Consider the following 12,017-nt stretch of genomic DNA (forward strand, 5'->3'; position numbering starts at 1 on the left):
TGGGGGCGCATGCGCCAGCTTCAAGGGGGGATTGCCGACGCCGGATGGACTACTGTATAAATTCACACATACTGTACAAATACACAGACCAACGAACCGCGAGGGCCACGCCATGCTCGTGCACCTGTCGATCCGCAACTACGCCATCGTCGAGCAGCTCGATCTCGAGCTGTGCGCCGGCATGAGCGTCATCACCGGCGAAACCGGCGCCGGCAAGTCGATCATGCTCGACGCCCTCGGCCTGGCCCTCGGCGATCGCGCCGACAGCGGCGTGGTGCGTCCCGGCGCCGACAAGGCCGACATCCTCGCCAGCTTCGACCTCGCCGACATCCCCGAAGCCCAGCAGTGGCTGGCCGAGCGCGACCTGGAGGGCGACGGCCCATGCATCCTGCGCCGGGTGATCACCCGCGAGGGGCGCTCGCGCGCCTACATCAACGGCACCCCCTGCCCGCTCGGCGACCTGAAGAGCCTCGGCGAGCGGCTGATCGACATCCACAGCCAGCACGAGCACCAGTCGCTGCTCAAGCCCGACACCCACCGCCGCCTGCTCGACGCCTATGCCGGCGCCAGCGAGCTGGCCCGCCAGGTGCAGCTGGCCGCCCAGCGCTGGCGGCAGACCCGCAGCGAGCTGCAGCGCCTGGCGCAGAACGGCGACGAGCAGCGCGCCCGCCAGCAGCTGCTCAGCTACCAGCTCGAGGAACTGGACAATCTGGCCCTCGGCGCCAGCGAGCTGGACGAACTGGAACAACAGCACAAGACCCTGAGCAACGCCGGCGCCCTGCTCGACGCCTGCCGCCAGGTACTCGAGCTGTGCAGCGAAAGCGACAGCGGCAACGTGCTCGCCGCCCTGGGCAGCAGCATCCACCGCCTGAGCGCCGGCAGCGGCCAGCCGGCCGCCCTCGACGAGGCCGTCGGCCTGCTGGCCAGCGCACAGATCCAGGTCGAGGAGGCGGTGAGCGGCCTCAACCGCTTCATCGACCACTTCGAAGCCGACCCGCAGCGCCAGCAGCAGATCGAGGAGCGTCTGGACAGCATCTACAGCCTGGCGCGCAAGCACCGCATCCAGCCGGGGGAGCTGGGTGCCCTGCAGGAGCAGCTGCGCCAGGAGCTGCAGGCGCTGCACGCCGACGACAGCGCCGTCGAGCGCCTGGGCGAGGAGCTGGAAGCCTATGCCCGCCACTACCGCGACAAGGCCGACGAACTGACCCAGCTGCGCCGCGCCGCCGCCGCACGCCTGGCCGCGGCGGTGGAGACCGAGATGCAGCGCCTGGGCATGCCCGGCGGGCGCTTCGCCATCGACCTGCAGCCGGTCGCCGGCGAGGAGCCGCAACCCCAGGGACAGGAGCAGGTGGAGTTCCAGGTCAGCGCCAACCCCGGCCAGCCGCTCAAGGGCCTGGCCAGGGTCGCCTCTGGCGGCGAGCTGTCACGCATCAGCCTGGCGATCCAGGTGATCACCGCACAGACCTCGCGCGTCCCGACCCTGGTGTTCGACGAGGTCGACGTCGGCATCGGCGGCCCCACCGCCGAGGTGGTCGGCCAGCTGTTGCGCTGCCTCGGCGAACGCGGCCAAGTGATCACCGTTACCCACCTGCCGCAGGTCGCCGCTCAGGGCCACCAGCACCTGTTCGTGCACAAGCAGCGCGGCAGCGACGAAACCCGCACCGCGGTGGCCCGCCTCAGCCACGCTCAGCGCATCGAGGAGGTCGCCCGCATGCTCGGCGGCCTCGACCTCACCGAGGTCTCCCTGGCGCATGCCCGGCAGATGATCGGCAGCACCCCAGCCTGACCCCCAGCCAACCGCCGCACCACGAAAAAAGGCGACCGCAAGGTCGCCTTTTTGTTTGACCTACAGTCCCGCTCAGGACTTCGGACGCACGTAGAGCACCAGGTTGTGGTCGACCAGATCGTAGCCGTGCTGGGCGGCGATCTCGCGCTGCAGCTTCTCGATTTGCGGATCGATGAACTCGATCACCTCGCCGCTATCGACATTGATCATGTGGTCGTGGTGCGCACCATCGGACAGCTCGAAGACCGCGTGGCCGCCATCGAAGTTGTGCCGCTCCACCAGACCGGCCGCCTCGAACTGGGTCAGCACCCGGTACACGGTCGCCAGCCCGACATCCTCGCCGGCGTCCATCAGCGCCTTGTAGACATCCTCGGCGCTCATGTGCCGCTGCTCGGCAGAATCCAGCATCTGCAGAATCTTTACCCGGGGCAACGTGACCTTCAGCCCGACTTTGCGCAACTCGTTGTTTTCAACCATGTTCAGCTTTCTCGTGGGGGAGCGCTTCGCAGCCTCCCTCAATGCGGGTATGATCCCGGTTCTGTTGCCTGCCAAGATAGTGGAAGAGACCCACCGATGCAAAAAGCCAAGCTCATGCTGACCGGCCTCACCTTTATGGGACTCGTAGCACTCGCCGGCTGTTCGTTTCCGGGGGTCTACAAGATCGACATCCAGCAGGGCAACGTGGTTTCTCAGGACATGATAGACCAGTTGCGTCCCGGAATGACCCGACGTCAGGTACGGTTTATCATGGGCAATCCGCTGATCACCGACACCTTCCACGCCAATCGCTGGGATTACCTGTACAGCCTGCAGCCCGGCGGCGGTGCGCGCCAGCAGGAGCGCATCAGCCTGGTGTTCGACGGCAACGACCAGCTGGTCGGCCTGTCCGGCGACTTCATCCCCGGCCAGAGCCGCGACGAAGCCATCCGCGGCAGCAGCGCCGCCACCCAGCTGGAAGAAGCCAGCCCCGCGAAAGCAGCCAGCACCCCGGCCCCGGCCGTCGCGGAACCCGCGCCCGCCCCCGGCTCGCTGCTGGAACAGATCCAGCAGGACGTCGACGAGGCCGAAACCGCCCCGGTGCCTACGCCGGAATCGCTGGAGCTCGAGTCCGAAACCGCCGAGTAAGCATCCGCCGTCGTATAGGACAAAGCCCGAGCATCGACTCGGGCTTTGTCATTTTCGCGCCGGCACGCTGCGCAAGACAGAGCGCCGCCGCGTCTACTCCTCGCCTTCCGCCTTGACCTTGGCGACCTTGGCCGCGCGCTGCTTGCGCGCCTCCTTGGGATCGGCGATCAGCGGCCGGTAAATCTCCACCCGCTCGCCCTCCTCCAGCACCCGCTCCTCGGGCTTGGCCACCGCCTTGCCGAAGATGCCCATCGGCGCCGTGGCCAGATCCAGATCGGGAAACAGCCCGGCGATCCCCGAGCGCTCGGCCGCCTCGCGCATGCTGGTACCGTAGGGCACGCTCAGGCGCAGCAGTTTCTGCTTGTCGGCGAGGGCGTAGACCACCTCGACGGCGATGGTGTCCGGCTTATCCATACAGTTGCTTGGCCCTTTGGCAGAAGGCGTCGACCATGGTGGTCGCCGCCTGGTTGAACAACGGCCCGAGGGTCGCCTTGACCAGCGCACCGGAATACTCGAAGGACAGGTCGAGGGTGATCTTGCAGGCAGTCTCGTTCAACGCCTGGAAAGTCCAGACGCCGTGCAGGGAGCGGAACGGCCCCTGCTCCAGCTTCATCTCGATCTTCTCGCCCGGCACCAAGGTGTTGCAGGTGGTGAACTGCTGGCTGATCCCCGCCTTGCCCACCTTGAGGGTCGCGCGCATCTGCGCGGGGCTGCTCTCCAGCACCTCGGCGGCCGAACACCAGGGCAGGAACTGCGGGTAGCTGGCCACATCGTTGACCAGGTCGTAGAGCGCCTGCGCCGGATACGGCAACAGGGCCGAGCGTTGAATTCGCGTGCTCATGCAGGAGGCTCGCCGGAAAATGTCCGCACATTGTCCGAAATTCGCCGCAACCGCTCAAGCGCCACACCGAGCACCGACACGCATGGCGCGGCGCAGGGCAAATCCCTATAATGCGCAGCCTATGGCTAAACAGAAAAAACATCCCGCCGGAACCATCGCGCTGAACAAGAAGGCGCTGCACGATTACTACATCGAGCAGCGCCTCGAGGCCGGCATCGCCCTGGCCGGCTGGGAAATCAAGAGTCTGCGCGCCGGCAAGGGCCAGCTCACCGACAGCTACGTGCTGCTCAAGGATGGCGAGGCCTGGCTGCTCGGCAGCCACATCACCCCGCTGAACGCCGCCAGCACCCACGTCATCGCCGACCCGACGCGCACTCGCAAGCTGCTGCTGCACGCCAAGGAACTGGACAAGCTGCACAGCGCGGTCCAGCAGAAGGGCTTCGCCTGCGTGGCCCTGGCGCTGTACTGGAAGAAGCACCTGGTCAAGTGCGAAATTGCCCTGGGCAAGGGCAAGAAGGAGTACGACAAGCGCGCCGTGGAGAAGGAGCGCGACTCCAACCGCGAGATCCAGCGCGCCGTGCGCAGCAAGGGCAAGGACGAGTAAGCCACCAGCCCCTGGGGCCGGCACCCGTTGCCGGCGCGCCCTTCAGCTCACCCCTCCTGCACGCTCTGCCGCCGCCGCGAACGCGCCTCGCGGCGCGCCTCCTGCTGCACCTCGGACAACACCTCCTGCACGTAGTGGATGTGCCGGTTGGAAATTGCCCGCGCCTCCTCGGCGCGCCCCGCGACGATCGCCTCGAACAGCTCCTGATGCTGGCGCATCAGCATGTCGCGGGTTTCTGTGCGCTGCGCGTACATGCCGCCGATGTTGGTCACCACGTTGCGTTTGAGCAGGTCGAACAGCCCCTTGATGGTGTGCAGCAGCACCGCGTTGTGACTGGCCTCGGCAATCGCCAGATGGAAGCGCGCATCGGCCAGCCCCTCCTCGGCGCCACCGCCCGGCACTGACGCCGCATAGCAGCGCTGCAGCTCCTCGAACGCCTCACGCAGGCGCGTGTGATCCACCGGCGTGGCGCGCTGGGCGGCATAGAACGCGCAGGCGCCCTCCAGGGTGTGGCGGAACTCGAGCAGGTCGCGCTGCGCCTCGACGCTGTTTTCCAGCAGGTGCAGCAACGGATCGCTGAAGGTCGAGCCCAGCGTCTCGGCGACAAAGGTGCCGCCCCCCTGGCGGCTGACCAGCAGACCGCGCGCCGCCAGTTTCTGGATCGCCTCGCGCAGCGAGGGGCGCGACACGCCGAACTGCTCGGCCAGCACGCGCTCGGCCGGCAGGCGCTCGCCGGCCTTGAGCGAACCCTCGAGGATCATCGCCTCGAGGCGCTCGACGATGTCATCCGACAGACGGCGCTGCCGAACCGGACCGAATCCCATTGTTCATCTCTCCACTGGTTTGACCACTGCAGCCCTTGCCAGGGCGCGCGGCCAGCAAGCCTAACGCCGCGACCGGGAACCTTACAGCGCAGCACCTCACGACGAAAGTCGTAGGGGGACGGATTGACAGCCCCACGGCCGACTTTTACCCTTTCCTGCGCCGACTGTAAATTGGTATTACCAATTGACAGCAACAAATCCAATAACCGGCCGACGAGGTCTCGCTATGCCCGCTCCGCTCCCCCGTCCCACCCGCCGTAGCCATCCTTCCTGCCCGCGCGTCGCGCGCCACTGATCCCGAGGTCATCGTCATGCAACCCGGCATTCTCGCGCTACTCGCGTTTTCCCCGATCCTGCTCGCCGCCATCCTGCTGGTCGGCCTGCGCTGGCCCGCCAAGCGCGCCATGCCGCTGGTCTACCTGCTCACCGCCGGCATCGGCCTGTACGTGTGGGAGATGAGCCTCAATCGGGTGCTCGCCTCCACCGTGCAGGGCCTGATCATCACCATCGGCGTGCTGTGGATCATCTTCGGCGCCATCCTGCTGCTCAACACCCTCAAGCACTCCGGCGGCATCACCGCGATCCGCGCCGGTTTCGCCACCATCAGTCCCGACCGGCGCATCCAGGCGATCATCATCGCCTGGCTGTTCGGCTGCTTCATCGAGGGGGCCTCCGGCTTCGGCACCCCGGCCGCCATCGCCGCACCGCTGCTGGTGGCCATCGGCTTCCCGGCGCTGGCCGCGGTGATGCTCGGCATGCTGGTGCAGAGCACCCCGGTCTCCTTCGGTGCGGTCGGCACGCCGATCATCATCGGCGTCAACAGCGGCCTGGACACCGCCACGCTCGGCGCCCGCCTGGTCGAGCAGGGCTCCAGCTGGGACGCATTCCTGCAGCTGATCACCAGCAACGTGGCGATCATCCACGCCACCGTCGGCACCGTGATGCCGCTGATCATGGTGCTGATGCTGACCCGCTTCTTCGGCAAGGAGAAGAGCTGGAAGGCCGGCTTCGAAGTGCTGCCGTTCGCCATCTTCGCTGGCCTGGCCTTCACCCTGCCCTACGCCGCCACCGGCGTGTTCCTCGGCCCCGAGTTCCCCTCGCTGGCCGGCGGACTGATTGGTCTGGCCATTGTCACCACCGCCGCCCATTTCGGCTTCCTGATACCCAAGAGCACCTGGGACTTCGCTGATGCCAAGGAGTGGCCGAGCGAGTGGCTGGGCAGTGTGGAAATGAAGCTCGACCAGCTGACCGCCAAACCGATGGGCACCCTGCGCGCCTGGCTGCCCTACGTGCTGGTCGGCCTGCTGCTGGTGATCAGCCGGGTGTTCCCGGAGGTCGGCGCCGCCCTCAAGTCGGTGGTTCTGGTGTTCCCCGACCTGCTCGGCGAAACCGGCATCAAGGCCGACTTCATGCCGCTGTACCTGCCCGGCGGCATCCTGGTCGCCGTGGTCATCGCCACCTTCTTCCTGCATGGCATGAAGCTGCGTGACCTGGGCACCGCGGTCGGCGAGTCGAGCAAGGTACTGCTCGGCGCCGGCTTCGTACTGCTGTTCACCGTGCCGATGGTGCGCATCCTGATCAACTCCGGGGTCAATGCCAGCGCGCTGCCGAGCATGCCGATCGCCATGGCGCAGTGGGTGGCAGACAGCGTCGGCAGCATCTACCCGCTGCTGGCGCCCAGCGTCGGCGCCCTCGGTGCCTTCATCGCCGGCTCCAACACGGTGAGCAACATGATGCTCAGTCAGTTCCAGTTCGGCGTGGCCGAGAGCCTGGGCATCTCCGGCGCGCTGATCGTCGCCGTGCAGGCCATCGGTGCCGCCGCCGGCAACATGGTGGCGATCCACAACGTGGTGGCGGCCTCCGCCACCGTCGGCCTGCTCGGCCGCGAGGGCACCACCCTGCGCAAGACCGTGTGGCCGACCTTCTACTACATCCTGCTCACTGGCGTGATCGCCATGCTGGCAATCTACGTTTTCGGCGTCAGCGACCCGCTGGTGGCCGGCTAAGCCAAAGCCCGACATCGCCCCGGCCCGGCCGGGGCGATGTCCCTGCGAACCTATTGGGAGCCGTCGCATGATCATCTCCGCCTCTACCGACTACCGCGCCGCCGCCCAGCGCCGCCTGCCGCCGTTCCTGTTCCACTACATCGACGGCGGCGCCTATGCCGAGCACACCCTCAGACGCAATACCGAGGATCTGGCCGACATCGCCCTGCGCCAGCGGGTGCTGAGGGACATGTCCGAGCTGAGTCTGGAAACCGAGCTGTTCGGCGAGAAGCTGGCCCTGCCGGTGGTCCTCGCCCCGGTCGGCCTGACCGGCATGTACGCGCGCCGCGGCGAAGTACAGGCGGCCCGGGCGGCGGCGGCCAAGGGCATCCCCTTCACCCTGTCCACCGTCTCGGTCTGCCCGATCGAGGAAGTGGCGCCGGCCATCGACCGGCCGATGTGGTTCCAGCTCTACGTGCTCAAGGACCGCGGCTTCATGAAGAACGCCCTGGAGCGCGCCAAGGCCGCCGGCGTCACCACCCTGGTGTTCACCGTCGACATGCCGGTGCCCGGCGCCCGCTACCGCGACGCCCATTCCGGCATGAGCGGCCCCAACGCCGCCATGCGCCGCTACCTGCAGGCGGTCACCCACCCGCACTGGGCGCTGGATGTCGGCCTGCTCGGCAAGCCCCACGACCTGGGCAACATCTCCGCCTACCGTGGCAACCCCACCGGCCTTGAGGACTACATCGGCTGGCTGGCCAACAACTTCGACCCGTCGATCTCCTGGAAGGATCTCGAGTGGATCCGCGACTTCTGGGACGGCCCGATGGTCATCAAGGGCATCCTCGATCCGGAAGACGCCAAGGATGCTGTGAAGTTCGGCGCCGACGGCATCGTCGTCTCCAACCACGGCGGCCGCCAGCTCGACGGCGTGCTGTCCAGCGCCCGCGCCCTGCCGGCGATCGCCGACGCGGTGAAGGGTGAGCTGAAGATCCTCGCCGACTCGGGCATCCGTACGGGTCTGGACGTGGTGCGCATGCTCGCCCTCGGCGCCGACAGCGTGATGCTCGGTCGCGCCTTCGTCTACGCGCTGGCGGCCGCGGGCGGCGCCGGAGTACGCAACCTGCTGGAACTGATCGACAAGGAAATGCGCGTGGCCATGACCCTGACCGGTGCCCGCACGATCGGCGAGATCAGCCGCGACTCGCTGGTGCGCGAACTGGGCGCCTGACGCCACTGCCTCCACTGCAGGAGCCCGTTGGCTCCTGCAAGAACCGTGATTGCCGGAGCCTTCCATGAGCCTGCCCGCTGCCTTCCTCGCCGCCGTCGAGCGCCTGATCCCCCGCGAGCGGCGCTTCGACGACCCGCTGTCGACCCTGGCCTTCGGCACCGACGCCAGCTTCTACCGACTGATACCGAAGCTGGTGCTGCGCGTCGAGTCGGAAGCCGAGGTGGTCGAACTGCTCAAGCTGGCCCACGCCCAGCAGGTGGCGGTGACCTTCCGCGCCGCCGGCACCAGCCTGTCCGGCCAGGCGATCAGCGACTCGGTGCTGATCGTCCTCGGCGACCACTGGAACGGTCGCGACATCCGCGCCAACGGCGCGCAGATCCGTCTGCAACCGGGGGTGATCGGTGCCCAGGCCAACGCCGTGCTGGCGCCGTTCCAGCGCAAGATCGGCCCCGACCCGGCGTCGATCAACGCGGCGAAGATCGGCGGCATCGTCGCCAACAACTCCAGCGGCATGTGCTGCGGCACCGCGCAGAACAGCTACAAGACCCTGGCCGGCCTGCGCCTGGTGCTGGCCGACGGCAGCGTGGTCGACAGCGAGGACCCGATGAGCGTCGCCGCCTTCCGGCAAAGCCACGGCGCACTGCTCGCCGAGCTGGCCGAGCTGGGCCGGCAGACCCGCGCCAACAGCGCGCTGGCCGACAAGATCCGCCACAAGTACCGGCTGAAGAACACCACCGGTTTCTCGCTCAACGCGCTGGTCGACTTCGATCAGCCGCTGGATATACTCAACCACCTGATGGTCGGCTCGGAAGGCACGTTGGGCTTCATCAGCGCGGTGACCTACGACACCGTGCCCGACTACCCGCACAAGGCCAGCGCGCTGATCGTCTTCCCCGACGTGGAGAACTGCTGCCGCGCCGTGCCGCTGCTCAAGCAGCAGCCGGTGTCCGCTGTCGAGTTGCTCGACCGCCGCAGCCTGCGCTCGGTGGAGAACATGCAGGGCATGCCGTGCTGGGTACGGGAGCTGTCCGCCGGCGCCTGTGCGCTGCTGATCGAGTCGCGCGCGGCCAGCCAGAGCTTGCTGCACGAGCAGATCGAGCGGATCATGGCCTCCATCGCCGAGTTCCCGGTGGAGAAGCAGGTCGACTTCAGCGAGGACCCGGCGGTCTACAACCAGCTGTGGAAGATCCGCAAGGACACCTTCCCGGCGGTCGGCGCGGTGCGCCACACCGGCACCACGGTGATCATCGAGGACGTCACCTTCCCGGTCGAGCGTCTGGCCGAGGGCGTCAACCGCCTGCTCGAGCTGCTCGATCGTCACCACTACGACGAGGCAATCCTGTTCGGCCACGCGCTGGAGGGCAACCTGCACTTCGTGTTCACCCAGGGCTTCGACGACCCGGCCCAGGTGGCCCGCTACGAGGCGTTCATGGGCGAGGTGGCGCAGCTGGTGGCGGTGGAGTTCGGCGGCGCGCTGAAGGCCGAGCACGGCACCGGGCGCAACATGGCGCCGTTCGTCGAGCTGGAGTGGGGCACGGAAGCCTACCAGCTGATGTGGAAGATCAAGCGCCTGCTCGACCCGCGCGGCATCCTCAACCCCGACGTGGTGCTCTCCGCAGACCCCGAGATCCACCTGAAGAACCTCAAGCCGCTGCCGGCCGCCGACGAGATCGTCGACAAGTGCATCGAGTGCGGCTTCTGCGAGCCGGTGTGCCCGTCGAACGGCCTGACCCTTACCCCGCGCCAGCGCATCGTCATCTGGCGCGACATCCAGGCGAAGAAGCGCGCCGGCATCGACACCACGGAGCTGGAGCAGGCCTACCACTACCACGGCCTCGACACCTGCGCCGCCACCGGCCTGTGCGCCCAGCGCTGTCCGGTGGGGATCAACACCGGGGATCTGGTGCGCAAGCTGCGCGCCCGGGAAGCCGGGCATGCCGGCGCCGCCGACTGGCTGGCCGGCCACTTCGCCGCCGCGCTGAAGGGCACCCGCCTGACCCTGGCCGCCGCCGACACCGCGCGCAAGCTGCTCGGCGCACCGCGCCTGGCCGCGCTCAGCGCCGGGCTGCGCCGCCTGTCCGGCGAACGCCTGCCGCAGTGGACGGCGGTGATGCCGCAGCCGGTGCGCCTGCACTTGCCGGCCGCGCCGCAGCAAACGGATAAGCCGCGGGTGGTCTACCTGGCCGCCTGCGTATCGCGCGCCATGGGCCCGGCGTTCGCCGATGCCGAGCAGGTGCCGCTGATCGACAAGACCCGTGCGCTGCTGGAGAAGGCCGGCTATCAGGTGGTGTTCCCCGCCGAGCTGGACAACCTGTGCTGCGGCCAGCCGTTCGCCTCCAAGGGCTATCCCGAGCAGGCCGAGACCAAGCGCCGCGAGCTGATCGCCGCGCTGGTCAAGGCCAGCCGCGGTGGGCTCGACCCGATCTACTGCGACACCAGCCCGTGCACCCTGCGTCTGGTGCAGGACCTGCAGGATGAGCGGCTCGAGGTCTACGACCCGGTGAAGTTCATCCGCGAGCATCTGCTCGAGCGCCTGGAGTTCAGCCCGCAGGCCGAGCCGGTGGCGGTGCATGTCACCTGCAGCACCCAGCACCTGGGCGAGGCGCAGGGACTGATCGACGTCGTGCAACGTTGCACGCAGACCGTGGTCATACCGGAAGGCATCCACTGCTGCGGCTTCGCCGGCGACAAGGGCTTCAACGTTCCGGAACTCAACGCCCACGCGCTGCGCTCGCTGCAGGAAGCGGTGCAGCAGTGCGGCGAAGGCATCTCCACCAGCCGCACCTGCGAGATCGGCCTGTCGCAGCACGGCGGCATCGACTACCACGGCCTGGTCTATCTGGTCGACCGGGTCACCCGCGCGAAAACCCTCTGAGCACGCTGCGTGCCAGAAACCAGCGAGGCCGCGCCTCGCTGCCCCATCAAGGTCGTGCTACGGCACATTCGACCCCGCCTCGGCGGGGTCTTTTTTTGCCCAGGGGAAAGCGCAAACCCTCGTCCTCCGGCGGTTGCCCGCCCGCGCGTGATTGTTCCCCCTGATGAAAAAGATAATCCCAATGGACAAATTTACTTCCGCAGTGCACAAGCATAGAATTGCGTCACTTTGTTTCAGGCCGCGACAAAGTGACGCAATCAACCGGACGTCACCCGCACAACAGCAGCCTGCAGCACGCACCTCCCGCTTTTGGAGAGTTTCCGGCATGACCGAATCAAGCGCCCTGCTTGCCCACAACTGGAGTTTCGCCGTCTTCCTGCTCGGCGTCTTCGGTCTGATCGCCTTCATGCTCGGCGTCTCCAGTCTGCTCGGCAGCCGCGCCTGGGGGCGCAGCAAGAACGAGCCGTTCGAAGCCGGCGTGGTGCCCACCGGCAGCGCCCGCCTGCGCCTCTCCGCCAAATTCTATCTGGTCGCGATGCTCTTCGTGATCTTCGACGTCGAAGCCCTCTTCCTCTTTGCCTGGGCCGTCTCCATCCGCGAAAGCGGCTGGGCGGGCCTCATCGAAGCTACCGTATTCATAGCAATTCTGTTGGCGGGTCTTGTCTACCTTTGGCGTATCGGCGCGCTCGACTGGGCGCCCGAAGCACGCCGCAAGCGGCAGGCGAAGCTGAAACAATGAGGCT

General features: G+C 67.4%; 11 protein-coding genes. 7 read left to right on the forward strand and 4 right to left on the reverse strand.

Annotation, left to right across the window (positions count from 1 at the left end):
• Positions 1-112: 112 nt before the first annotated feature.
• Entirely contained in the window at positions 113-1,786 is a 1,674-nt protein-coding gene (gene recN, locus BMZ19_RS06220) for a DNA repair protein RecN (protein ID WP_090308490.1), read from the forward strand.
• 72 nt (positions 1,787-1,858) lie between these two features.
• On the opposite strand, the gene fur is transcribed toward recN, so the two are convergent.
• Positions 1,859-2,263, reverse strand: coding sequence for a ferric iron uptake transcriptional regulator (fur, locus tag BMZ19_RS06225; protein WP_090308494.1), 405 nt, complete (start codon positions 2,261-2,263; stop codon positions 1,859-1,861).
• A gap of 96 nt (positions 2,264-2,359) precedes the next feature.
• Here fur and BMZ19_RS06230 point away from each other — a divergent pair, with 96 nt between their 5' ends.
• A complete protein-coding gene (locus BMZ19_RS06230; RefSeq protein ID WP_090308497.1) occupies positions 2,360-2,911 on the forward strand; it encodes an outer membrane protein assembly factor BamE in 552 nt (183 codons plus the stop codon).
• 93 nt (positions 2,912-3,004) lie between these two features.
• Here the strand turns inward: BMZ19_RS06230 and BMZ19_RS06235 are convergent, their stop codons facing one another.
• Positions 3,005-3,325, reverse strand: a complete 321-nt coding sequence (locus BMZ19_RS06235; protein WP_090308500.1) for an RnfH family protein — start codon at positions 3,323-3,325, stop codon at positions 3,005-3,007.
• Positions 3,318-3,752 (reverse strand): type II toxin-antitoxin system RatA family toxin, encoded by a 435-nt coding sequence (locus BMZ19_RS06240; protein WP_090308503.1) that lies wholly within the window; start codon positions 3,750-3,752, stop codon positions 3,318-3,320. The genes BMZ19_RS06235 and BMZ19_RS06240 overlap by 8 nt, the downstream gene beginning before the upstream one ends.
• A gap of 121 nt (positions 3,753-3,873) precedes the next feature.
• Between BMZ19_RS06240 and smpB the strand changes: the two genes are divergently transcribed.
• Positions 3,874-4,356, forward strand: a complete 483-nt coding sequence (gene smpB, locus BMZ19_RS06245) for an SsrA-binding protein SmpB (protein ID WP_090308506.1) — start codon at positions 3,874-3,876, stop codon at positions 4,354-4,356.
• Positions 4,357-4,403: 47 nt separating this feature from the next.
• Here the strand turns inward: smpB and BMZ19_RS06250 are convergent, their stop codons facing one another.
• A complete protein-coding gene (locus tag BMZ19_RS06250; protein ID WP_090308509.1) occupies positions 4,404-5,180 on the reverse strand; it encodes a GntR family transcriptional regulator in 777 nt (258 codons plus the stop codon).
• A gap of 311 nt (positions 5,181-5,491) precedes the next feature.
• Between BMZ19_RS06250 and BMZ19_RS06255 the strand changes: the two genes are divergently transcribed.
• From BMZ19_RS06255 to BMZ19_RS06270, 4 genes are all read left to right on the forward strand, one after another.
• Complete coding sequence (locus BMZ19_RS06255; protein WP_090308511.1) at positions 5,492-7,186, forward strand: L-lactate permease; 1,695 nt, start codon at positions 5,492-5,494, stop codon at positions 7,184-7,186.
• Positions 7,187-7,253: 67 nt separating this feature from the next.
• The gene (gene lldD / locus BMZ19_RS06260; protein ID WP_090308514.1) at positions 7,254-8,399 is read left to right on the forward strand and encodes an FMN-dependent L-lactate dehydrogenase LldD; all 1,146 of its coding nucleotides are present in this window, start codon (positions 7,254-7,256) and stop codon (positions 8,397-8,399) included.
• A 64-nt stretch (positions 8,400-8,463) separates the two neighbouring features.
• On the forward strand, positions 8,464-11,274 hold the full coding sequence (locus tag BMZ19_RS06265) for an FAD-binding and (Fe-S)-binding domain-containing protein (protein ID WP_090308517.1): 2,811 nt from the start codon (positions 8,464-8,466) through the stop codon (positions 11,272-11,274).
• Between the two features lie 325 nt (positions 11,275-11,599).
• A complete protein-coding gene (locus tag BMZ19_RS06270) occupies positions 11,600-12,013 on the forward strand; it encodes an NADH-quinone oxidoreductase subunit A (RefSeq protein WP_090308520.1) in 414 nt (137 codons plus the stop codon).
• Positions 12,014-12,017: the final 4 nt, after the last annotated feature.

It is taken from the genome of Pseudomonas linyingensis (assembly GCF_900109175.1).
GTDB lineage: Bacteria > Pseudomonadota > Gammaproteobacteria > Pseudomonadales > Pseudomonadaceae > Geopseudomonas > Geopseudomonas linyingensis.